Annotated in this window: 16 protein-coding genes and 1 pseudogene; 8 read left to right on the top strand and 9 right to left on the bottom strand. The window is 70.6% G+C overall.

The window, feature by feature from the left end:
- The 4 genes from ACIQU3_RS17505 to narI all read left to right on the top strand — a co-directional run.
- The coding region (locus ACIQU3_RS17505) for a molybdopterin-dependent oxidoreductase (RefSeq protein WP_403926055.1) at window positions 1-2,579 on the top strand (2,579 nt) is incomplete at its 5' end.
- Window position 2,580: 1 nt separating this feature from the next.
- Complete coding sequence (gene narH / locus ACIQU3_RS17510) at window positions 2,581-4,131, top strand: nitrate reductase subunit beta (RefSeq protein ID WP_403739255.1); 1,551 nt, start codon at window positions 2,581-2,583, stop codon at window positions 4,129-4,131.
- The gene (gene narJ / locus ACIQU3_RS17515) at window positions 4,128-4,940 is read left to right on the top strand and encodes a nitrate reductase molybdenum cofactor assembly chaperone (protein WP_403739258.1); all 813 of its coding nucleotides are present in this window, start codon (window positions 4,128-4,130) and stop codon (window positions 4,938-4,940) included. The genes narH and narJ overlap by 4 nt, the downstream gene beginning before the upstream one ends.
- Window positions 4,937-5,719: a respiratory nitrate reductase subunit gamma gene (narI, locus tag ACIQU3_RS17520; RefSeq protein WP_403739261.1), complete on the top strand. Its 783-nt coding sequence runs from the start codon at window positions 4,937-4,939 to the stop codon at window positions 5,717-5,719. Before narJ ends, narI begins: the two co-directional genes overlap by 4 nt.
- 32 nt (window positions 5,720-5,751) lie before the next feature.
- Here the strand turns inward: narI and ACIQU3_RS17525 are convergent, their stop codons facing one another.
- Together ACIQU3_RS17525 and ACIQU3_RS17530 are read right to left on the bottom strand one after the other, a co-directional pair.
- Window positions 5,752-6,744 carry an Acg family FMN-binding oxidoreductase gene (locus tag ACIQU3_RS17525; protein WP_403926058.1) on the bottom strand — a complete coding sequence of 331 codons (993 nt, stop codon included), beginning with the start codon at window positions 6,742-6,744 and terminating at the stop codon, window positions 5,752-5,754.
- Window positions 6,745-7,013: 269 nt separating this feature from the next.
- On the bottom strand, window positions 7,014-7,706 hold the full coding sequence (locus ACIQU3_RS17530) for a response regulator (RefSeq protein WP_403739266.1): 693 nt from the start codon (window positions 7,704-7,706) through the stop codon (window positions 7,014-7,016).
- Window positions 7,707-8,082: 376 nt separating this feature from the next.
- Here ACIQU3_RS17530 and ACIQU3_RS17535 point away from each other — a divergent pair.
- From ACIQU3_RS17535 to adhE, 3 genes and pseudogenes are all read left to right on the top strand, one after another.
- Window positions 8,083-8,394, top strand: a pseudogene (locus ACIQU3_RS17535) (alcohol dehydrogenase catalytic domain-containing protein); the annotation flags it as partial.
- 108 nt (window positions 8,395-8,502) lie between these two features.
- Complete coding sequence (ppdK, locus tag ACIQU3_RS17540; RefSeq protein ID WP_403926061.1) at window positions 8,503-11,187, top strand: pyruvate, phosphate dikinase; 2,685 nt, start codon at window positions 8,503-8,505, stop codon at window positions 11,185-11,187.
- 231 nt (window positions 11,188-11,418) lie between these two features.
- Entirely contained in the window at window positions 11,419-14,169 is a 2,751-nt protein-coding gene (gene adhE / locus ACIQU3_RS17545) for a bifunctional acetaldehyde-CoA/alcohol dehydrogenase (protein ID WP_403926064.1), read from the top strand.
- Window positions 14,170-14,332: 163 nt separating this feature from the next.
- Here the strand turns inward: adhE and ACIQU3_RS17550 are convergent, their stop codons facing one another.
- The 4 genes from ACIQU3_RS17550 to ACIQU3_RS17565 all read right to left on the bottom strand — a co-directional run bounded on the left by ACIQU3_RS17550 (window position 14,333) and on the right by ACIQU3_RS17565 (window position 16,853).
- Window positions 14,333-14,911, bottom strand: coding sequence for a hypothetical protein (locus ACIQU3_RS17550; protein ID WP_403739273.1), 579 nt, complete (start codon window positions 14,909-14,911; stop codon window positions 14,333-14,335).
- 639 nt (window positions 14,912-15,550) lie between these two features.
- The gene (locus ACIQU3_RS17555; protein ID WP_403739276.1) at window positions 15,551-15,748 is read right to left on the bottom strand and encodes a hypothetical protein; all 198 of its coding nucleotides are present in this window, start codon (window positions 15,746-15,748) and stop codon (window positions 15,551-15,553) included.
- Complete coding sequence (locus tag ACIQU3_RS17560; protein ID WP_403739279.1) at window positions 15,745-15,990, bottom strand: hypothetical protein; 246 nt, start codon at window positions 15,988-15,990, stop codon at window positions 15,745-15,747. The genes ACIQU3_RS17555 and ACIQU3_RS17560 overlap by 4 nt, the downstream gene beginning before the upstream one ends.
- Before the next feature lie 458 nt (window positions 15,991-16,448).
- Window positions 16,449-16,853: a winged helix-turn-helix transcriptional regulator gene (locus ACIQU3_RS17565; protein ID WP_403739282.1), complete on the bottom strand. Its 405-nt coding sequence runs from the start codon at window positions 16,851-16,853 to the stop codon at window positions 16,449-16,451.
- Between the two features lie 74 nt (window positions 16,854-16,927).
- Between ACIQU3_RS17565 and ACIQU3_RS17570 the strand changes: the two genes are divergently transcribed.
- Complete coding sequence (locus ACIQU3_RS17570) at window positions 16,928-17,815, top strand: NAD(P)-dependent oxidoreductase (protein ID WP_403926067.1); 888 nt, start codon at window positions 16,928-16,930, stop codon at window positions 17,813-17,815.
- A gap of 13 nt (window positions 17,816-17,828) precedes the next feature.
- Here the strand turns inward: ACIQU3_RS17570 and pflA are convergent, their stop codons facing one another.
- From pflA to ACIQU3_RS17585, 3 genes are all read right to left on the bottom strand, one after another.
- Entirely contained in the window at window positions 17,829-18,575 is a 747-nt protein-coding gene (gene pflA, locus ACIQU3_RS17575; protein ID WP_403926070.1) for a pyruvate formate-lyase-activating protein, read from the bottom strand.
- Window positions 18,572-20,833: a formate C-acetyltransferase gene (gene pflB / locus ACIQU3_RS17580; protein ID WP_403926073.1), complete on the bottom strand. Its 2,262-nt coding sequence runs from the start codon at window positions 20,831-20,833 to the stop codon at window positions 18,572-18,574. Before pflB ends, pflA begins: the two co-directional genes overlap by 4 nt.
- A gap of 277 nt (window positions 20,834-21,110) precedes the next feature.
- Window positions 21,111-23,495: a phosphoketolase gene (locus tag ACIQU3_RS17585; RefSeq protein WP_403739294.1), complete on the bottom strand. Its 2,385-nt coding sequence runs from the start codon at window positions 23,493-23,495 to the stop codon at window positions 21,111-21,113.
- Window positions 23,496-23,553 lie beyond the last annotated feature (58 nt).

Here is a 23,553-nt window from a genome sequence, read left to right on the forward strand (position 1 = left end):
GCTGGGGGCGCGCCGACGAGCACCCGGCATACCGCTCTTCTGTGGTGGCCCGGCGCCTGGTGTCGGGGGGGGCCCCGGGGGGGGGGGGGGGGTGGGGGGGGGGGGCCCCCGCCCCAGGCCGCTGGAACCTCGATCTGGGCGACGTCGTACCCGAGCTGAGCCTGCTGGAGTCGGCTGAGGACACCGCGACCGTCGCCCTGCCCCGATTCGACGAGGGGACGACCGAGGGCGGATCGGTGATGCTGCGCGGTGTTCCGGTCCGCCGGGTCGGCGGCCGCCTCGTCACCACGGTCTTCGACCTGCTGCTCGCCCAGTACGGGGTGCGGCGTCCCGGTCTCCCGGGCAGTTGGCCCTCCTCGTACGAGGACGCCTCGGAGCCCTGCACCCCGGCCTGGCAGGAGACGATCACCTCCGTACCGGCCGGGCAGGCGGCCCGTATCGCCCGGGAGTTCGCCCGCAACGCCGAGCGGACGAACGGCCGTTCCATGATCGCCCTGGGCGCCGGCACCAACCACTGGTTCCATTCGGACACCATCTACCGCGCCTTCCTGGCACTGACGACCATGACCGGCTGCCAGGGGGTCAACGGCGGCGGCTGGGCCCACTACGTCGGCCAGGAGAAGGTCCGCCCGGTCACCGGGCAGCAGCATCTGTCGTTCGCCTTCGACTGGCAGCGTCCCACCCGGCACATGGCGGGCACCTCCTACTGGTACCTGAACTCCGACCAGTGGCGGTATGAGGCGTTCGGACCCGAGGAGTTGGCCTCCCCGCTGGGGAAGGGGCGGTTCCGGGGCAAGGGGTTCGCGGACTGTCTGGCGCAGGCGGTGCGGCTGGGGTGGACTCCCGGTCACCCGGGCTTCAACCGCAACCCGCTCGACCTGACGGACGAAGCCGCAGCGGCGGGCCGTCCGGTCGCCGAGCACATCGTCGACGAGCTGAAGGCCGGGCGGCTGCGGTTCGCCGTCGAGGACCCCGACGATCCCGCCAACCTTCCTCGTGTGCTGACCGTTTGGCGGGCGAACCTGCTCGGCTCCTCCGGCAAGGGCAACGAGTACTTCCTGCGGCACCTGCTGGGCACGGACGCGGCCGTCCGCTCCGCGCAGACCCCGCCCGAGCACCGGCCCAAGGACGTGGTGTGGCGGGAGGAAGCACCGGAAGGCAAGCTCGACCTGCTGGTCTGCATGGACTTCCGGATGACGTCGACCGGACTGCTCGCCGATGTCGTGCTGCCGGCGGCGACCTGGTACGAGAAGGACGACCTGTCCAGTACGGACATGCATCCCTTCGTGCACGCCTTCACCCCGGCCATCGCCCCGCCGTGGCAGGCCCGCACCGACTACGACACGTTCCTGACCATCGCCGACCGCTTCAGCGAGCTGGCCGCCGAGCATCTCGGCACCCGCACCGACGTCCTCGCCGTGCCACTGCTGCACGACACCCCGGACGAACTCGCCCAGCCCGGCGGGGCGGTCCGGGACTGGAAGGCCGGCGAGTGCGAACCGATCCCGGGCCGCACCATGCCCAAACTGGCCGTCGTCGAACGGGACTACGCCGTCATCGGGCAGAAGATGCGCGCCGTCGGCCCGTTGCTCGACACCCTGGGCACCACCACCAAGGGCGTCACCGTCCACCCGGACCAGGAGATCGACGACCTCCGGCGCCGCAACGGCACCGTGCGCGACGGGGTCGCCGCCGGACGGCCCTCGCTCGCCACCGCGAGCCACATGTGCGAGGCGATCCTCGCCCTCTCCGGCACCACCAACGGCCGCCTGGCCACCGAGGGGTTCCGCGCCCTGGAGCGGCAGACGGGCAGCGAGGGCCTGGTCGAACTGGCCTCGGAGCGCGAGGCGGAGCGGATCACCTTCGCCGACACCCGGACCCAGCCCCGCTCGGTGATGACCTCCTACGAGTGGTCGGGCTCGGAGACCGGGGGCCGCCGCTACTCACCGTTCGTCATCAACACCGAGCACTTCAAGCCCTGGCACACCCTCACCGGCCGCCAGCACTTCTTCGTGCAGCACGACTGGATCACCGAACTCGGCGAACAACTGCCCGTGTATCGGCCTCCGTTGAACACACCCAAGCACTACGGCGACGAGCACCTCGCCGAGGACGGCCGGGCCGAGGTCACCGTCCGCTATCTGACCCCGCACTCCAAGTGGTCCATCCACTCGAACTACCAGGACAACAAGTACATGCTCGACCTGTCCCGTGGCGGGCCCACGATCTGGATGTCCACGGAGGACGCCGACAAGATCGGCGTAAAGGACAACGAGTGGATCGAGGCGTACAACCGCAACGGCGTCGTCGCGGCCCGTGCCGTGGTCACCCACCGGATGCCCGAGGGCACCGTGTACATGTACCACGCCCAGGACCGCAACGTGAACGTGCCGAAGACCGAGGTCAGCGGCAAGCGCGGCGGCATCCACAACTCCCTGACCCGGCTGCTGCTCAAGCCCACCCATCTCGCGGGCGGCTACGCGCAGTTCACCTACGCGTTCAACTACTACGGCCCGACCGGCAACCAGCGCGACGAAGTCACCGTCATCCGCCGCCGCAGCCAGGAAGTGGAGTACTGACATGCCCCGTGGCGAAGCCACTGTCGGACGGGTGATGGCCCAAGTGGCGATGGTGATGAACCTCGACAAGTGCATCGGCTGCCACACCTGCTCCGTCACCTGCAAGCAGACGTGGACCAACCGCACCGGCGTCGAGTACGCCTGGTTCAACAACGTCGAGACCAAGCCCGGCGTGGGCTACCCCCGCCGCTACGAGGACCAGCAGCACTGGAAGGGCGGCTGGATGCTCGACAAGCGCGGACGCCTCGTCCTGCGCTCCGGCGGCCGGATCAAGCGGCTGCTGTCGCTGTTCTCCAACCCCGACCTGCCGTCCATCGAGGACTACTACGAGCCGGTCACCTACGACTACGACAACCTGGTCAGCGCCCCCGCGCAGAAGGACGTCCCGGTCGCCCGCCCGCACTCGGTCCTCACCGGCAGGCCCACCGCGATCACCTGGGGCGCGAACTGGGAGGACGGCCTGGGCGGCGCGCCCGAGCACGCCGGCGGCGACCCCAATCTGTCCGGGGCCTGGGCGGAGAAGGTGAAGTTCGAGTTCGAGCAGACCTTCCTCTTCCACCTGCCGCGGCTGTGCGAGCACTGCCTCAATCCGGCCTGCGTCTCCGCATGCCCCTCCGGGGCCATGTACAAGCGGGTCGAGGACGGCATCGTCCTCGTCGACCAGGACCGCTGCCGCGGCTGGCGGATGTGCGTGACGGCATGCCCGTACAAGAAGGTCTACGTCAACCACGCCACCGGCAAGGCCGAGAAGTGCACCTTCTGCTTCCCCCGCATCGAGGCCGGACAGCCCACCGTCTGCTCCGAGACCTGCGTGGGTCGCCTGCGCTACCTGGGGCTGCTGCTGTACGACGCGGACCGGGTCGGCGAGGCCGCCGCCACCCCTGACGAGAAGGACCTCCTCGACGCCCAGCGCGGCGTCTTCCTGGACCCGCACGACCCCGAAGTGATCGCCGCCGCACGGGAATCGGGCATCCCCGAGGACTGGCTGGACGCCGCCCGCCGCTCCCCCGTGTACGACCTGGTCACGCGCTACAAGGTGGCGTTGCCGCTGCACCCGGAATACCGGACGATGCCGATGGTCTGGTACGTCCCTCCGCTCTCCCCCGTCCTCGACGCCGTCGACGCCGCGGGCGGCGACCAGGACGACCCCGACCATGTGTTCGCCGCCGTCACCCGGCTGCGCATCCCCCTGGAATACCTGGCCGAACTGTTCACCGCCGGGGACACCGACGTCGTCGCCGGGGTGCTGATGAAGCTCACCGCACTCCGCTCGTACATGCGCGAACGCACCCTCGGCGAGAAGGGTGACGAAGCCGTGCTGACGGCCGTGGGCCTCACCACGCGTGAGGCGGAGGACCTGCACCGGCTCCTCGCCGTCGCCAAGTACACCGACCGGTATGTCGTCCCCGCCGCGCACAAGGAGGACGCCGCCGCGCTGACCGCGATGGAGAACCGCTGCCCGGTCGAGACGTCCGGTGATCCCGCACCCCGGAAGATCATGCTCGGCATCCCGACCCTGCGCCGAAACACCACTGCCGGAGGCCGACCGTGAGCCCGCTGCCCGCGACCATTCCCGCCCTCGTCCGCACCCGCGTCCGGGCAGCCGTACGCCGCCCGGCCCGGCTCACACCCGAGGAGAGGGCGGGCCGGGCGCTGACGCTGCGGCTCGTGTCACTGCTCCTGCAGTATCCCGACTCCGAACTGAGCGCGGCCCGAGCGGAGTTGACGGCCGTGGTGGAGGCCCTGCCGGCCACGCCCGGGGCGGAACACCTGGCCCGGTTCACCGACTGGTTCGCCGCACAGGACCCCGAGGCGCTGGAGCGGCACTACGTCGAGATGTTCGACCTGCGCCGCAAGAGCAGCCTGTACCTCACCTACTACCTGCACGGCGACACCCGCCGCCGCGGCATGGCCCTGCTCACCCTGAACCAGCAGTACCGGGCCGCCGGCTGGAGCACCGACGGGGGCGAACTGCCCGACCACCTCCCGGTCGTGCTGGAGTTCGCCGCCCTGGCGGGCCCCGGCGGCGGCGAGGCGCCCCTGCGCCGGCACCGCCGCGGGCTGGAGCTGATCCACCACGCCCTGACGGACGCCGATTCCCCCTACCGGCACGTGCTGGCCGCGCTGCTCAGCCTGCTGCCACCGCCCACCGAGGCCGACCGCGCCGCGTTGGCCCGACTCGTCGCCGATGGCCCACCGAACGAGGAGGTCGGTCTCGACCCCTACGGGACCTACGGGGAGGGCGAGTTCGCGCCTCCGGCAACCTTCGTGCCGCCCATGCCCGCCCCGCCGACCCGTGTGCCGCCCACTCCGACCCGTGTGCCGCCCACTCCGACCCGCCGTACGGAAGGCTCCCGATGAACGCCGCGCTCTCCCCCCTGGCCGCCGCCTCGGCAAGCGGCGTCGATCTGCTGCTGTGGGTCGCCGTCCCGTACATCTGCCTCGCCGTGTTCGTGGTCGGGCATGTGTGGCGCTACCGGCAGGACCAGTTCGGCTGGACTTCCCGCACCACCCAGCTCCTCGAACACCGGTGGCTGCGCTGGGGCAGCCCGCTGTTCCACCTGGGCGCCTTCATGGTGATCGCCGGGCATGTCGTGGGGCTCGCCGTTCCCGACGCGTGGACCGAGGCCGTCGGTATCAGTGAGCACGCCTACCACACCACGGCCGTCTGGGCGGGTTCCGTGGCGGGCGTCGCCATGGTCACCGGCCTCGCCATGCTGTGCGCCCGCCGCCTGCTGACCCGCCGGATCCGCCTCGGCACCGACCGCAGCGACAAGTTCCTCTTCCCGCTGCTCTGCGCCACCGTACTGCTCGGCATCACCGCCACCTTCGCCCACAACGTCTTCGGCGCCGGGTACGACTACCGCTCCACCGTCTCCGTCTGGTTCCGCGGCCTGTTCGTCCTGCGGCCGGAGCCCGAAGCCGTCGCCGGGGCGCCGCTCCTGTTCCGACTGCACGCCCTGACCGCCTTCCTGCTCTTCGCCGCCTGGCCGTTCACGCGGCTCGTGCACGTGTGGAGCGCCCCCGTCGGCTACCTCGCCCGCCCGTACCTGGTCTACCGGAGGCGAGCCGCACCGTCCGCGGCCATGACGCGCGGGGGCCGGGCCCGGCCCGCCTCCGGCTCCCGGCGAGCCGCATGAGCCACGGACCCGCGCTCCCGCAGTAAGCGTGCCTACACGATCTCCAGCACGTCCCGTACCGGGCGGCGGGGCGTGGCCGGGCCCCTCGGGCCGTACCCCAGGCGCAGCACCATGTGCACCTGGCCCGTCCCCGACGCGGGGTCGCGGGTCAGCAACCGCAGCGCGCGGTCCTCCAACGCGTGCGACGTCAGGGACGTGGCCAGGCCGGCGAGGGTCGCTTCCAGCAGGACACGCTCCAACGCCTGTCCTGCTCGCAGCCAGTCGGCCGGCCCGTCCCCGGCAGTGCTCAGCAGCGCCAGGTGCGGGCTGTGCTCGAACGTGGTGGCTCCGCGGTCCGCCACACGCCGGCGTCCGGCGAAGTCGCGCACGGGGGCCTTGCCGTCGCGTCTACGCGGGCCGAACGCGTACTCGGGGACGCCGTCGACCGCCGTGTCCGCCTCCGGCCCGAGCCGGGTCCAGCGGGCCAGGTCCTCGCTCGTCTCCGGGTCCGAGGCGTCCCGGCTCTCGGCGTCGCGGATCAGGTCGAGCACGGTCTCGGCGTGCCACAGTCCGGGGAAGAACAGTACGGCCCCCTCCCGCTCGGCAGCATCCTGCAGGGTGGCCCGCACGTTCTCGGGGAGGTCCTTGTCGGCGAAGGGGTGGCGGCTGGTGTGCCGCTCGCGGATCGCCGGGTGCAGCCGCGCCAGGTCCTCGTCCCGCCGGCGCCCGGCCTCGCCGGCCAGCTGGACGGCAGCGAGCAGCAGGGGATCCTGTGGCTCGGGCAGCAGCCGGTCCTCAGGGCGGAGGTTCGCGTGCGCGGCGGCGACACGCAGGTTGAACAGCGCGGCCCCGCAGCCGATGTGCAGGGCGCGGTCGTCGGGATCGGAGCGGGGCATGGCACGCTCGGGATCGGCGCGCAGCAGAAGGACGGCCTCTGTAGTCAGGTAGCGGAAGCGCCATGGCTGCGCGTTGTGCATGGAGGGCGCCGCGGCGGCCTCGGCCACCAGCCCCGTCACGGTCTTCCGGTCAAGCTGCCGCGCAGCCATGGCGTCCTCCTCACCTGTCGCGGACGCACCGCGGGTCCGCCTCGGCGTGTACCCCCGGTGAGCCACGTGCCGGACGGGCCGGCACCCCGGTCGCGACCGCGATCGGTCCGCGCCCGACGAGCCAGTTCCAGTGTCCGCCCGAGGGGCATCGGGCGTCTCACCGAATCGTGGACGCACCGCGGGCGGGGAGGCCGACGGCACGCCCTTCCGGGGCGGTCACCACTCTGGCGCTCCCCCCGGGCGAGGAGCCCGTCGCGGCGGTACGGGTGTCAGTGACCTTCTTGCTTCAGCCGGTCCTGGGCTTGGGTCGCGATGACGGCGGCCTGGACGCGCCGCTCCACACCGAGCTTGGCCAGCAGCCGGGAGATGTGGTTCTTCACGGTCTTCTCGGCGAGGTAGAGCCGCTGGCCGATCTGCCGGTTGGTGAGGCCCTCGCCGATCAGGGCCAGGATCTCCCGTTCCCGGTCGGTCAGGCCCGGCAGGGCGTCGGGCTCGGGCTCCGGCTCCTGGCCCTGACGCAGCCTGGCCATCAGCTTGGCGGTGGCACTGGGGTCGAGCAGGGACTGACCGGCGGCCACCGTGCGTACGGCAGACACCAGGTCCGAGCCCTGGATCTGCTTCAGCACGTACCCGGAGGCACCCGCCATGATCGAGTCCAGCAGGGCCTCCTCGTCGTCGAAGGAGGTCAGCATCAGGCAGGCCAGCTCCGGCATGCGTGAGCGCAGCTCCCGGCACACGGTCACCCCGTCGCCGTCCGGCAGGCGCACGTCCAGCACCGCGACCTGGGGGCGCAGGGCGGGCACGCGGGTCAGGGCCTGCTCGGCATTGGCGGCCTCGCCGACCACGGTGATGTCCGGCTCGTCGTCCAGCAGGTCGTGCACCCCACGCCGCACCACCTCGTGGTCGTCCAGCAGGAAGACCCGGATCGGGTTGTCGGGGCCGGGCTGCTCGCCGTCCGCCATCGGATACTCCTTGTTCTGCGTCTGAATCCCGCACCGGGCTTCGCCCGTGAGTGCGCCCGGTCCATGTCTACCGCAGATCTTGCGCGATCCCGGGCCGAAGGGCCAGGGCCGGTCGGCCCTACCGGCCGGGGGTCCGTGCGACGTCCGGCTTGCCGGATCCGCACGCGGGCGCCGTCGCCCTCAAGCGTCATGCTGCCACCACACGGCGTGGCTCGTCCCACGGGAGTGAGCGCGTTCCGCCGGGCCGGGGTCCGGTGCCGTGCACGGTTCAGGGCCGACCGGCCCCCCTTGCGAGGACGTCCAGCACCTGCCGCGGCGCCGGGCGGCGGTCGACCCTTTGAACCACACCACGCCGACGGGGTCCGAGGAGGAGTCCATGAAGGCAGCAGTCGTCCGGTCCTTCGGCGCGCCGCTGGTGATCGAGGAACGGCCGGATCCGGCACCGGGGCCCGGTCGGGTCCGCATCCGGCTCGAGGCGTCCGGGCTGTGCCACACCGGCATCCACGCCACGCGCGGCGACCGGCCCGGCACGCCGACCCCGCCGTTCGTCCCCGGCCACGAGGGCGTCGGCACCGTCGAGGCGCTCGGCGAGGGCGTGAGCCGTCCGGCGGTCGGGCAGCGCGTGGCGGTGCCCTGGCCGGGCCGGGCGCGTGGGCGCTGCGATCACTGCCTGTCCGGCTGGGAGACGCCGAGTGTCGACGAGGCCCTCGCCGACGTCCTGACCGGCCGGGTCGAGGCACGGGTCGTCTTCGATATGTGAGCCGCCCCCTGTGAAGCGGGAAGGAACAGCACTGTCATGGTCCGTTACGTGTACGCGTTCACCGAGGGCGGCCGTGACATGGACGACCTGCTCGGCGGCAAGGGCGCCAACCTGGCCGAGATGACCCGCATGGGTCTGCCGGTACCGCCCGGCTTCACCGTCACCACCGAGGCCTGCCGCGCCTTCCTCACCACCGGTTCCGAACCGGAGGGTCTGATCCGCGAGATCTCCGATCGCCTGGCCGTCCTGGAACGGGCCGCCGGGCGGCGGCTGGGGCAGCCGGACGACCCCCTGCTGCTGTCCGTCCGTTCCGGCGCCCGCTTCTCCATGCCCGGCATGATGGAGACGATCCTCGACATCGGCCTCAACGACGACTCCGTCCTGGGCCTGGCGAAGTCCTCCGGCGACGAACGCTTCGCCTGGGACTCCTACCGCCGTCTCGTGCAGATGTTCGGCAGCACCGTCATGGGTGTCGACGGTGCACTGTTCGACGACGCCATGGTCCGCCTGAAGGAAGCCCGCGACGCCGTGGACGACCTGGGACTCAACGCGATGGATCTCTCCGGACTCGTCGAGGCGTACAAGGGACTGATCCGCCGCGAGACCGGCGAGTACTTCCCGCAGTCCCCGGCCGAGCAACTGCGCCGGGCGGTCCTGGCCGTCTTCGAGTCCTGGGAGGGCGAGCGGGCCCGCGTCTACCGCCGGCGCGAGCGCATCGCCGACGACCTGGGTACCGCCGTCAACGTGCAGACCATGGTGTTCGGCAATCTCGGACCCGACTCCGGCAGCGGTGTCGCCTTCACCCGTGACCCGGCCACCGGGCACCGCGGACTGTACGGCGACTACCTGCCCAACGCCCAGGGCGAGGACGTCGTCGCGGGCATCCGCAACACCGTCGGGCTGGAGCAGCTCAAGCACCTGAACCCGGAAGCGTACGTCCAACTGCGCGAACACATGGGCCTGTTGGAGACCCACTACCGCGATCTGTGCGACATCGAGTTCACCATCGAGCGCGGCCGGCTGTGGATGCTGCAGACCCGGGTGGGCAAGCGCACCGCGGAGGCCGCGTTCGCGATCGCCGCCGGACTGATCGACGAGGAACTCATCTCCCCGGACGAAGGACTGGCACGAGTCGGCGGGGAAGCCCTGGCCCGGCTGATGTTCCCGCGCTTCGACACCGGCGCGGTCGGCCCGGCGCTGGCGCACGGCATCCCCGCCTCGCCCGGCGCCGCCGTCGGTGCCGTGGTCTTCGACTCCGCCGAGGCGGTGCGGCGTGCCGCCGCCGGGGAGAAGGTGGTTCTCGTACGGCAGGAGACAACCCCCGACGACCTGCCCGGCATGGTCGCCGCCCAGGCGGTGCTCACCAGCCGGGGCGGAAAGACCAGCCACGCGGCGGTGGTGGCCCGCGGCATGGGCAAGGTGTGCGTGTGCGGTGCCGAGGACATCGGCGTCGACCCGCGCGGGCGCCGCTTCACCGTGCGGGACACCGCCGTCGAGGAGGGCACGGTCATCTCCGTCGACGGCTCGGAGGGCGCCGTCCACCTGGGCGCGGCTCCGCTGGTGGACTCCGCGGTGATGCGGTACTTCGAGACCGGTGAGGGCTCCGGGGGTGTGGTCGAGGCCGTGGTCCGCGCCATGCACCATGCCGACCGCGTACGGCGGTTGGGGGTCCGGGCCAACGCGGACACTCCCGAGGACGCCGCCCGTGCCCGCCGGTTCGGAGCCGAGGGCATCGGTCTCTGCCGCACCGAGCACATGTTCCTCGGCGACCGCCGGCAGCTGGTCGAGGCGATGATCCTGGCGCGGACCGATACCGAACGTGAACGCGCTCTGGACGCCCTCCTCCCCCTTCAGCGGCAGGACTTCGTGGGAATCCTGGAGGCGATGGACGGCCTGCCGGTCACCATCCGTCTCCTCGACCCGCCGCTGCACGAGTTCCTGCCCGACCGCACCGAACTCGCCGTACGCATCGCCGCCGCCGAAGCCAAGGGCTCCCCGGCCGGTGCGCACGACATCGAACTGCTCGACGCCGTCAACCGCATGCACGAAGAGAACCCGATGCTGGGCCTGCGGGGCGTCCGCCTGGGTCTGGTGGCGCCGGGACTGGTCGCCATGCAAGTGCGGGCGATCGCGGAGGCCGTCGCGGAACGCAGGCAGGCCGGGGGCGATCCGCGGGCGGAGATCATGGTGCCGCTGATCGACACGGTCGAGGAGCTTCGACTCGTCCGCGAGGAGGTCGAACAGGTTCTGGCCGAGGTGAGCAAAGCCACGGGCGTCGCTGTCGAGTGCCCGGTCGGCACGATGATCGAGCTGCCCCGGGCCGCCCTCACCGCGGGCCGTATCGCCGAAGAGGCGGCGTTCTTCTCCTTCGGCACCAACGACCTGACCCAGACCACATGGGGCTTCTCCCGCGACGACGTGGAGGCCGCGTTCTTCTCCGCCTACCTGGACAAGGGCATCTTCAAGGTGTCCCCGTTCGAGACGATCGACCGCGACGGCGTGGGCCGCCTGGTCGGCATCGCCGTCGCCGAGGGCCGCGCCGCACGGCCCGACCTGAAGATCGGTGTCTGCGGGGAGCACGGCGGCGACCCGGAGTCGGTGCACTTCTTCCACGCCGCCGGACTCGACCATGTCTCCTGCTCACCGTTCCGCGTCCCGGTGGCACGACTTGAGGCCGGACGTGCCGCCCTGCCCGAGGTGGAGGCCGGCGACAGCAGGTGACGCTCTCGCCGGGCTCATCGCCTGCGGGGATCTGCCTCGGCCGGCAGGGGAGTTGGGCCACCCGGCCCGGGTGACTCGGGCCGTTCGGCCGCCCGCCCGGGACCGCGAGGACCTGCGCGGCGGAGTGGTGCCGGAGAGACGCTACCGGTGGAGCCCGGCCGCTTCCCGAAGCGCCGCTCCGGTACGGCCGCAGCCCGTGCGGCTTCACGTCCCCCCTTCGGAGGCTCCCCCATGACCCGTCACGACGACCGACCCGCGAACACCGTCACCGCCGAGGCGACGTCGGACATCGCCGTCGCCGCAGAGGTGCCGTCGGACATCACCGTCGCCGTCGACCGGCTGGTCACGAACGGGCTCAAGGCACTGGCCGACTACGAGGGGCTCGGCCAGGAACAGGTCGACCACATCGTCAACAAGGCGTCGGTCGCCGCCCTGGACCGGCACACCGCGCTCGCACGGCTCGCGGTGGAGGAGACCGGACGCGGTGTCTTCGAGGACAAGGCCGCGAAAAACATGTTCGCGTGCGAGCACGTCACGCACAGCATGGGACACATGAAGACCGTCGGTGTCATCGGCCGCGACGACATCGAGGACATCGTCGAGATCGCGGAACCGGTCGGCGTGCTGTGCGCGATCACGCCCGTCACCAACCCGACCTCCACGGCCATCTTCAAAGCGCTGATGGCGCTGAAGACCCGCAACCCGGTCGTCTTCGCCTTCCACCCCTCCGCCCAGCGGTGCAGCGCCGAAGCGGCCCGGATCGTGCGGGACGCCGCCGTGGCCGCGGGAGCCCCGGAGCACTGCATCCAGTGGATCGAGACCCCGTCCGTCGAGGCCACCAGGACACTCATGCACCACGCCGGTGTCTCCCTCATCCTCGCCACCGGCGGAAATGCCATGGTCAAGGCCGCCTACTCGGCCGGGAAACCCGCGCTGGGCGTGGGCGCCGGCAACGTTCCCGCCTATGTGCACACGAGCGCGAAGCTGCGCCGGGCCGTCAACGACCTGGTGCTGTCGAAGTCGTTCGACAACGGCATGATCTGCGCCTCCGAGCAGGCCGTCATCCTGGACGGGGAGATCTACGACGCCGCCCTCGCCGAGTTCCGCACCCTGCACGCCCATCTGGCCACCGCCGAGGAGAAGGCGAAGCTGGAGCGGTTCCTCTTCCCCGCCGACGCCTCGCACGGGGGACACCCCCGGTCCGAGGACGGGGGTGGATGCGAACCGAAGGTGAACGCCGCAGCCGTCGGCCGGAGCCCGCAATGGATCGCCGAGCAGGCCGGGTTCGCCGTCCCCGCCGGGACCTCGGTCATCCTGGTCGAGGCCGGACGGGTCGGCCCGGACGAGCCTCTGACCCGCGAGAAGCTCTGCCCGGTCCTCGCCGTGCTGCGTGCCGGCTCCGCGCAGCAGGGCTTCGACCTCGCCGCCGACATGGTCGCGTTCCACGGCCAGGGCCACAGCGCCGTCATCCACACCGAGGACCGCGAACTCGCCGAGGCGTACGGCAAGCGCATGAAGACCGTCCGGGTCATCGTCAACTCCCCCTCCTCGCAGGGGGCCATCGGCGGCATCTACAACAACCTGCTGCCCTCCCTGACCCTGGGCTGCGGCTCCTGGGGCAGCACGTCGGTGTCCAACAACGTCTCCGCTCCCCAACTCCTGAACGTCAAGCGGGTCTCCACCCGTCGCAACAACCTCCAGTGGTTCAAGGTCCCGCCGAAGATCTACTTCGAGCCGCAGGCCATCCGCTACCTCGCGGACATGCGTGGGGTCCACCGCGTCACGATCGTCACCGACGCCACCATGACCCGCCTCGGTTTCGTCGACCGCGTCACCCACGTCCTGCAGCGCCGTCGTGAGCCGGTGACCGTCCAGATCATCGACAATGTCGAGCCGGAGCCGAGCATCGACTCCGTCCGCCGAGGGGCCCGCCTCATGGGCGACTTCCGTCCGGACACGATCATCGCGCTGGGCGGCGGTTCGCCCATGGACGCCGCCAAGGTGATGTGGCTGCTCTACGAGCAGCAGGCCGACGGCAAGGACATCGACTTCGCGGACATGCGGCACAAGTTCTCCGACATTCGCAAGCGCGCCTTCCGCTTCCCGGTGCTCGGCAGGCTGGCGCGCCTGGTGTGTGTGCCCACCACCTCCGGCACCGGCGCCGAGGTCACTCCGTTCGCGGTGATCTCCGACCCGGCGACGGGCAAGAAGTACCCGCTGGCCGACTACGCGCTCACGCCCAGCGTGGCCATCGTCGACCCGCTCCTCACCACCGGGCTGCCTCCGGCGCTGGCGGCCGACAGCGGGTTCGACGCCCTGACGCACGCCATCGAGGCATATGTGTCCGTCTACGCCAACGACTTCACCGACGGGCTCGCCCTGCACGCGATCCGTCTGGTCTTCGGCAACATCGAGGCGGCGGTCAACGACCGTGCGGCCCGCCCGGACGCACAGGAGAAGATGCACAACGCGGGCACCATCGCGGGCATGGCCTTCGGCAACGCCTTCCTCGGCATCGTCCACGCCATGTCCCACACCCTCGGCGCCACGTTCCACATCGCCCACGGCCGCACCAACGCCGTGCTTCTCCCCCATGTCATCCGCTACAACGGAACGGTCCCGGCCAAGCTGACCGGCTGGCCCAAGTACGAGAACTACCGCGCTCCCGAACGCTTCCAGGACATCGCCCGAAGCCTCGGGCTGGCCGCCGCCACCCCGGCCGAGGGGGTGGAGTCCCTCGCCGACGCCATGGAACGTCTGCGGGACGCGGTCGGCATCGAAGCGTCCTTCGAGGCTCTCGGCGTGGAGGAGCGCAGCTTCCTCGGCGCGCTGTCCCAGCAGGCGCTGAACGCCTACGAGGATCAGTGCGCGCCGGCCAATCCGCGGATGCCGATGCTCGACGACATGGAAGAGATCATGCGAGCGGCCTATTACGGCCGGCCAAGCACACCCGGCGAGTCCGGTGCTTCCCGCACCGACTGAGAGACCCCCTTCGCGAACGCCCCCGCCTTTTGCAGCAGCACAGGCTCCTCTGAAGTGACCCCGCCTCGCTCCCCTGGCCTCAGCCGACGAAAGGCCTTGCCGGTGGTGCTGAGAGCATGGCTGCGAGGATCCGGGGGCATTCCCTCCGCTCGCCCGCGGCGTGTCAGGGGCTGGACGGCGGAGCCGGCGGCGTCGGCACCTGTCCGGTGCTCCGATACCGCTTGACCACCTGCCGCATCGCCTTGTGGTCCGCCTTGGTGTACTGCCGCAGAGGAGCTGTGATCGCCCTGTACTCCAGATGGCCCTGGGCAAGCGCACGCACCACGCCTTCGACCAACAGGACGGCGATGGCGATCGACACCAGGAAGAAGGAGCCTTCTGCCAGCTCCGGACTCTCAGGGTGAGCAGCGGACCCAGCCCAGCGAAGGATCTTGATCTGCTGCATGCCGAGAACGATGACCATGCCGGTCCAGGTGACGCCGGCCGTGTAGACGGCCAGTTCCTTGCGGGGCAAGCCGATCCGGTCGACAGCGGGTACGTAGGCATCCGTCAGATCCTGCTCATCGGGAGCCTGCCCGTCCCTGAGAGCCTGCAGCACGCGGTGCTGCGCCTCGGCCCTTCGGCGGGCGTCTTCGTTCTGCTTCTGCCCCAGCAGCCGAATCAGCGTGTAGGTCTGGATGGTCCCCACAGCGAAGATCGCCACGATCAAAGTGGTCAGCAGGGCTGCGTAGTCATCACTCATGGCCCACTTCATGGATCCCCCCGGATCTTGCTCTGTGCGTGACGGGAACCTACTACCGCATCGCCGTCCCGTGGTGCCGGCGAGGAGAGCGACCGTCCCGGGACGCCGCCCGGTGGCGCGGTCCGTCCGAGCGAGCGGTGGGGTGGGACGCACCTGGGCGCGTCCCACCCCACCGTCTTCACAGCAGGCCCAAGGCCTGCTCGATACGGAGCACCAGCGGCGCAACCGCGATGAACCCGCCGCCTGCCCAGCCCAGCCCAGCGGACATTCCGACGCGTGGGCCCCCTTGGCGGCTCGAAGGACAGGACCCTGTCTGCTGAATTCCGGGCAAGGTTGCAAGCAGGCAGGGTTCTTGCCGTCGCCAGGGCATTGGCGGTGTCCGTCATAGCCCGGGCGCCCTCAACTGAAGCACACCGTTCAGGTGTGCCGGCTGGTGAGGCGACAGGGGGCGCACCATGCGCTCCCGCTGGACCGGAACACCTGATGACCTGCGACAGGCGAGTTCAAGCTTTGAGCGCCTGCGATGTGCTGCCCTTCAGGCAACGGCCTGCACCGCGTCACCCTCAACCCCACCTCGCCGACTCGGGGCTGATTAACAGTCACCGGGAAGCAGAAATACGCCCGTTCGTCCGGGCCGGTTCAGCCGATCACGGACCGGGCGAAGGCGACGGTGCCGGCGAAGGAGCCTCCGGCAGCCAGCACCCCTACAGCCCAAGCGTTTCCGGCCAGCACGGTCAACACGCCGACGGCAACCGCGATCTGCGTGGCCAGCATCAGGATGACCGCGGCCCGAACGGTCATCAGCGGCTCCTGCGACCGGTCGGAAGGCGTGCTCACGGAAGCTCCCGGCGGCTGATCCCGTACCTGAGCCACTCCTTGGCGACACGCTTCAGCTTGCGCCGGTTGTGCTCTCCCCGCGCTTCGTCCTGCTGTACCAAGGCGGGCGCCTTCGTCCACGGCATCGGATGGTTCTCCGCCCAGACCCGGAGCACGGCCTGTTCCTGTTCGTTGAACCGACCGACCACGTACTGCGCGGGAGTGTCCTCGGGTGCCGAGTCCAGCGTTGAGTCCGAAGGCATCTCGGGCCTCCTTTGTTGCTCGAGTGAGTCTGTTCACCTACCTGCGACGGGAGAGAGCTGATTCGACACTCATTCTCTCGACAATCGTCTGTGATTCACGTCACATCACATTGCCTGGCGTGTTCCCGTTCGCGTACCGCCGCTCTCCCACCCACTCGAAGGGGATGGACCTTCATCGGCCTGACACCGCATCACTCGACGTGGCAGGGTCGGCCGTGATCGGTCTCCGTAGACGCAAGAACCACCATGCGTGAGGCCAAGCACCAGCGGCTGTCTACAGCGAGACCTTCCGCTCTTCGGCTGCGATCTTCGCGTAGTCAGCCATCAGCATCGGTTGATCAAGTTCGCCAGTCCCGTCCTTCGCCGCACGCGGCGACTCCAGTTCCAAGCGACCACCGCCCTCAGTACCCACTTTTTTGTGGGTACTTGTCGGTGCGGGGAGGCAGAACGGAACCTGGTCACACGGCGTCGTGAGGGGCGCCGTTTCCGAGGGGGGCGGGAGTGACCATGCGTGAGGAGGCCGACTGTGCCTGGGCGAGCTGCTCCAGGCGGCGGTGGCCCCAGTCCGAGACGGGCCCCAGGACCTGCGAGAGCTCGCGGCCGAAGGGGGTGAGGGAGTACACCGTCTTCAGCGGTAGCTCGTCATGCACCGCACGGTGCACCAATCCGTCGGCCTCCATCTCGCGGAGCGCCTGAGTCAGCACCTTCTCGCTGAGGCCCGGCAGTCGGCGCCGCAGCTCCCCGGGGCGCCACGGACCGGATTCCAGTAGCCACAGCAGAGCGGTCTTCCACTTGCCGTCGATCACGGCGATCGCGGCGGTCACTCCGCAGACGTTCGTGTCACCGGCGCGACTTCGCGTCACGTGAGCCCCTTTCGTCATTCTTTCGTTATTTCTTTCGTTATCTCTTCCGATACTTCTACAGAGGCTGAACAATCATGTCTTCACACTCCCAACAGTCTGCTGTCACGGTGCTGGGTCTTGGGCCGATGGGCCGCGCCTTGGCCGGCGCGTTCCTGGATGCGGGCCTGCGGACGACGGTGTGGAACCGGACACCGGGCAGGGACCGCGATCTGGTCGAGCGAGGCGCGCTCGGCGCCCGCTCCGCTGAAGAGGCGGTCGCCGCGAGTGGGCTGACCGTGGTCTGCGTGGTGAACTACGACGCCGTGGACGCCGTGGTGCGGCGCGAGGCGGTGACCGACGCGCTCAAGGGCCGCACGGTGGTGAACCTGACCGCCGACACCCCGGCCCGGGCCCGCGCGACGGCGGTCTGGGCGGCCGGGCACGGCATTCACTACCTGGACGGCGCCATCATGACACCGACCACGACCATCGGAACGCCTGCCGCGGTCTTCATCCACAGCGGCCCCGAGAGGCTGTACCGCAAACATCTGCCCATCCTGAACGCGCTGGGCGGCACCCACACCCACCTCGGCGAGGAGATCGGCCGGGCGGCCGCCTACGACATCGCGCTGCTGGACATCTTCTGGACCGCCATGGCGGGCTGTGCCCACGCCCTGGCGGTGGCCGAGGCCGAAGGTGTCTCCGTGCGGGAGCTGGCCCCGTTCGCCAAGGGGATAGGCGCGATCCTCCCGCCACTCTTCGAGCAGGCGGCGGAGAGTGTGGGCAGCGGCGACCTCTCCGGCGAGGGCAACCCGATCACCTCGGCGGCCTCGTCCATGGCCCACGTCGTGCAGACCTCCGAAGGGCACGGCATCGACGCGGCTGTGATGCGCGCGGCGGAGGGCATGGCCCGCCGCGTCATCGGCCTGGGCCACGGCACGGACGGGTTCATGCGCATCGCCGAGGTACTGCAACGCCGCTGAGGGGGCCCGACGTTCACAGGGCCCGCATACCGTGCTCCCGGAACTGCTCGCGCACCCGCTCCGTCAGCTCCGGATCCGGTGCCGGTGTGTCGCGCAGCGGGAAGGGGATGCCCAGCGCGTCGTACTTGTGGGCGCCGAGCTTGTGGAACGGCAGGACGTCCACCCGGTCGACGTTGCCCAGCCCGGAGAGGAACGCGCCGAGCCCGTCGACGGCCGCCGGGTCGTCGGTCCAGCCGGGCACGAGGACGTAGCGGATCCACACCGGGACGCCGAGCCGGTCCAGGCGGGTGGCGAAGGTGAGGGTGGGGGCGAGGTCCCCGCCGGTCAGCCTCCGGTAGGTGCGGATGTCGAAGGACTTGATGTCCAGCAGGACCAGGTCGGTGTCGGTGAGCAGTGCGTCGGTCGCCCGGGCGCCGAGGAAACCGGAGGTGTCCAGGGCGGTGTGCAGTCCCAGCTCCTTGCAGCGGCGGAGGATCCCGGCCGTGAAGGCGGGCTGGAGCAGGGCCTCGCCGCCGGTGAGGGTCACTCCCCCGCCGGCGGTGGTGATGAAGGGCCGGTACTTCTCGATCTCGGCCATCACCTCGTCGACGGTGGAGAGCCTGCCGTCACGCAGGTGCCAGGTGTCCGGGTTGGCGCAGTACAGGCAGCGCAGCGGGCAGCCGCTGAGGAACAGCACGAACCGGGTCCCCGGACCGTCCACCCCCGTGGACAGGTCCCAGGAGTGGACCCGGCCCGTCACCGGCTCGACGGTGGTGTTCACAGCGATCCGTGGAAGGTGCGGCTGATCACGTCGAGCTGCTGCTCGCGCGTCAGGCGGACGAAGTTGACGGCGTACCCGGAGACCCGGACCGTCAGTTCCGGGTACTTCTCGGGGTGTTCCATGGCGTCCTCGAGTGTCGTGCGGTCCAGGACGTTGACGTTCATGTGGAAGCCGCCGGAGGCCATGTACGCGTCCAGGATGCCGGCCAGGTGGCCCGCCCGCTCGGCCGGATCGTGCCCGAGTCCCTCGGGCGTGATCGTCGTGGTCAGCGAGATGCCGTCCCGAGCGTCCTCGTACGGGAGCTTGGCCACGGAGAGGGCCGAGGCCGCCACGCCGTGCCGGTCGCGGCCGTTCATGGGGTTGGCGCCGGGTGCGAAGGGCCGGCCGGCGCGGCGGCCGTCGGGGGTGTTGCCGGTGTGCTTGCCGTACACGACGTTGGAGGTGATGGTCAGCACGGACTGGGTGTGCTCGGCGTTCCGGTGGGCGGGATGCCTGCGGACCTTCGCCATGAACGACCCCACCAGGTCGGCGGCGATGGCGTCGGCACGGTCGTCGTTGTTGCCGTAGGCCGGATAGTCGCCCTCGATCTCGTAGTCGACGGCGAGTCCGGTGGCGTCGCGGACGACCTTCACGCGGGCGTACCTGACCGCGGACAGGCTGTCGGTGGCGACCGAGAGGCCGGCGATGCCGCAGGCCATGAAGCGGTGCACGGGGTGGTCGTGCAGGGCCATCTCGATGCGCTCGTAGGCGTACTTGTCGTGCATGTAGTGGATGACGTTGAGGGTGTCGACGTACGTGGCCGCGAGCCAGTCGAGCATGTGGTCGTACGCGGCCCGCAGCTGCTCGTAGTCGAGGTGATCGCGGGTCAGCGGAGGCGCTGCCGGCGCGATCTGTTCACCGGTCATCTCGTCCCGGCCGCCGTTGATCGCGTACAGGAGGGCCTTGGCGAGATTGACGCGGGCCCCGAAGAACTGCATCTGCTTGCCCACGGCCATCGCGGAGACGCAGCAGGCGATCGCGGTGTCGTCGCCGGTGCGCGGGCGCATCAGCTCGTCGGACTCGTACTGGATCGCGCTGGTGTCGATGGAGACCTGCGCGCAGAAGCGCTTGAACCCTTCGGGCAGCCGTGGTGACCACAGCACCGTGAGGTTGGGCTCCGGGGCGGGGCCGAGGTTGTACAGGGTCTGCAGGAAGCGGAAGGAGCTGCGGGTGACCAGCGGACGGCCGTCGGCGCCGACGCCGCCGATGGACTCGGTCACCCAGGTGGGGTCGCCGGAGAACAGGGCGTCGTACTCGGGGGTGCGCAGGAAGCGTACGATCCGCAGCTTGATCACGAAGTCGTCGATCAGCTCCTGGGCGCGGGTCTCGTCGATGGTCCCCTCGTCCAGATCGCGCTGGAGGTAGACGTCCAGGAACGTCGAGGTGCGGCCCAGCGACATCGCGGCGCCGTTCTGCTCCTTCACCGCGGCCAGGAAACCGAGGTAGAGCCACTGCACCGCCTCGTGCGCGGTGGTGGCGGGCCGGGTGACGTCGCAGCCGTACGTGGCCGCCATCCGCGCCAGTTCGCCCAGCGCCCTGATCTGCTCGGCCAGCTCCTCGCGGTCGCGGATGACGTCAGGGCCGGACGGCTGTGCGTCGAGCAGGGCACGCTCGGCGCGCTTGGCCTCGATGAGCCGGTCGGTGCCGTACAGGGCGACGCGCCGGTAGTCGCCGATGATCCGGCCGCGGCCGTAGGCGTCCGGGAGGCCGGTGATGATCCCGGCCTTGCGGGCGGCCCGCATCTCGGGGGTGTACGCGTCGAAGACTCCGTCATTGTGGGTCTTGCGGTAGCCGCCGAAGACCTTGGTGACGAAGGGGTCGGGCTCGTAGCCGTACGCCTTCAGGCCGTTCTCCACCATCCGCAGACCGCCGTTGGGCATGATCGCGCGCTTGAGGGGGGCGTCGGTCTGCAGGCCGACGATCAGCTCACGGTCCGGGTCGATGTAGCCGGGCGCGTGCGAGGTGATCGTCGACGGGGTGGCGGTGTCCACGTCGAGGATGCCGCGCCGCCGCTCCTCGGGGAACAGGGCGCTGACCTTGCCCCAGACCGTGCGGGTGCGCTCGGTCGGGCCGGTCAGGAAACCGGCGTCGCCCTCGTACGGCGTGTAGTTGGCCTGGATGAAGTCGCGCACATCGATCCGGTCCCGCCATAGCGTGCCGGCGAAACCTCGCCATGCCTCGGCCGTCGCCCGGGGTCCAGCCGTCACCGTTGCCGTCATCGCCGGTCTCTCCCTCACTCCGCGCGCAGAATCTCTGCACTGCCGATGCTCGTCGCCCGCGCCGCCCGCGGGGAGGGCCTGTCGGCGCACCCGGGGCGCGCCATCAGTCCCTCACGTGCCGGGCCGTTGAGCCCGGCCGGGGACCCCGGGTCGCGCCGGCGCCCGCCCTGGCGAGACCGATGCGGACGACGACGCGGACGAGGTGGTGGTCGGCGAACGGGATACCGGAGACCGTCAGCCCCCCGGGACCAGTCGGCGAACGGGGTGCCGGAAGCCGTCAGCCGTCCCAGGACCAGTCGGCGACCTCGGGCAGGTCGGTCCCGTGGGCGCGGATCCAGTCGTGGTGGCGCAGCCGGGCGTCCTCCATCCGCTGGCGTACGGCCGAGGCGCGTACCGCCAGGCCGGGGACGCGGTCGATGACGTCCATGACCAGGCGGTAGCGGTCGAGGTCGTTGCGGACCACCATGTCGAACGGCGTGGTCGTGGTGCCGATCTCCTTGTAGCCGCGCACGTGCAGGTTCTTGTGGCCGGTGCGGCGGTAGGCCAGGCGGTGGATCAGCCAGGGGTAGCCGTGGTAGGCGAAGATCACCGGCTTGTCGGTGGTGAACAGGCCGTCGTACTCGAAGTCGCTCATGCCGTGCGGGTGTTCCTCGCTCGGCATCAGCCGGGCGATGTCGACCACGTTGACGACGCGGACCGCCAGCCCGGGCAGGTGCCGGCGCAGCAACTGGGCCGCGGCCAGCACCTCCTGGGTGGGCACGTCACCGGCGCAGGCCAGCACCACGTCCGGTTCGCGGGAGCCGTCCTCGGTGCCCGCCCACTCCCAGATGCCCGCGCCACGCGCGCAGTGCGCCTTGGCCTGTTCCATGGACAGCCAGTCGAAGCAGGGCTGCTTGCCGGCCACGATGACGTTGACGTAGTCGCGGCTGCGCAGGGCGTGGTCGGCCACCGAGAGCAGGGTGTTGGCGTCCGGCGGGAGGTAGACCCGCACGGCCTCGGGGCTCTTGTTGAGGACGTGGTCGACGAAGCCGGGGTCCTGGTGGGAGAAACCGTTGTGGTCCTGCCGCCAGACGTGCGAGGTCAGCAGGTAGTTGAGGGAGGCGACGGGGGCGCGCCAGGGCAGGCGGCGGGTGACGCGCAGCCACTTGATGTGCTGGTTGACCATCGAGTCGATGATGTGCACGAACGCCTCGTAGCAGGAGAACAGCCCGTGCCGGCCGGTCAGCAGATAGCCCTCGAGCCAGCCCTGACAGGTGTGTTCGGACAGGATCTCCATCACCCGGCCGTGCCGGTCGAGATGCTCGTCCACCTCCAGGGTTTCGGCCTGCCATGCCTTACCGCTGGCCGCGTAGACGGCCTGCAGCCGGTTCGAGGCGGTCTCGTCGGGGCCGACCAGGCGGAAGTCGCGCCGGTCAGCGGTGGCCCGCATGACGTCTTCCAGCAAGTCCCCGAGGACGCGGGTGGGCTCGTGCAGGGTCGCGCCGGGCTTGTCGACCTCGACGGCGTAACGCTCCAGGGGCGGCAGGGGCAGTTCGCGGACCAGCAGCCCGCCGTTGGCGTGCGGGGTGGCACCGAGCCTGCGTGCGCCGTCCGGGACGCAGGCCAGGACGTCGGGGGTGGGGCGGCCGTGTTCGTCGAACAGTTCCTCCGGCCGGTACGAGCGCAGCCACGCTTCCAGCTGCCTCAGGTGTTCCGGGTTGTCGCGGACGGCGGACAGGGGGACCTGGTGGGACCGCCACGTGCCTTCCACCGGCAGGCCGTCGACCTCGGCCGGGCCGGTCCAGCCCTTGGGGGTGCGCAGCACGATCACCGGCCAGCGGGGGCGCTCGGTCGCGCCCTCCTCACGGGCGGCGCGCTGTGCGGCGGCGATGCGGTCGAGCGCGGTGTCCATGGCCTCGGCCATCGCGCGGTGCACGGCGACGGGGTCGGCGCCTGCGACGTGGATCGGATCGTGGCCGTAGCCGCGCAGGAGGTCGTCGAGCTCGGGCTCCGAGAGCCGCGCGAGGACCGTCGGGTTGGCGATCTTGTAGCCGTTGAGGTGGAGGATCGGCAGGACGGCACCGTCGTGGACGGGGTCGAGGAACTTGTTGGAGTGCCAGGAGGCGGCCAGCGGGCCGGTCTCCGCCTCCCCGTCGCCGATCACACAGGCGACCAGGAGCTGCGGGTTGTCGAGGGCCGCTCCGTAGGCGTGCGAGAGGGAGTAGCCCAGTTCGCCGCCCTCATGGATGGAGCCGGGGGTCTCGGGTGCGACATGGCTGGGTACGCCGCCGGGGAAGGAGAACTGCCTGAACAGCCGGGCCATGCCGGCCGCGTCGCGGGTGACGTCGGGGTAGGTCTGGGTGTACGAGCCCTCCAGCCAGGAGCCTGCGACCACCGCGGGGCCGCCGTGGCCGGGGCCCCAGATGCACAGGGCGTCCAGGTCCCGGGCCCGGATGACGCGGTTGAGGTGGGTGTACACGAGGTTCAGCCCGGGTGAGGTGCCCCAGTGACCGAGCAGCCGCGGCTTCACGTGCTCCGGGCGCAGCGGCTCGGTCAGCAGGGGGTTCGCCATCAGGTAGATCTGGCCGACGGACAGGTAGTTCGCGGCGCGCCAGTGGACGTCCAGCAACCTCAGCTCGTCGTCGGAGAGCGGGGTTGGCGTCCGCTGCGTGTCGACGGACATCATCGGGTCCCTTCCGGGTCGGGGTTCGGTGGGGGCGTTCGGGTCCGTGCCTTTACAC

The sequence above is a fragment of the Streptomyces sp. NPDC101110 genome (assembly GCF_044759525.1).
Lineage (GTDB): Bacteria > Actinomycetota > Actinomycetes > Streptomycetales > Streptomycetaceae > Streptomyces.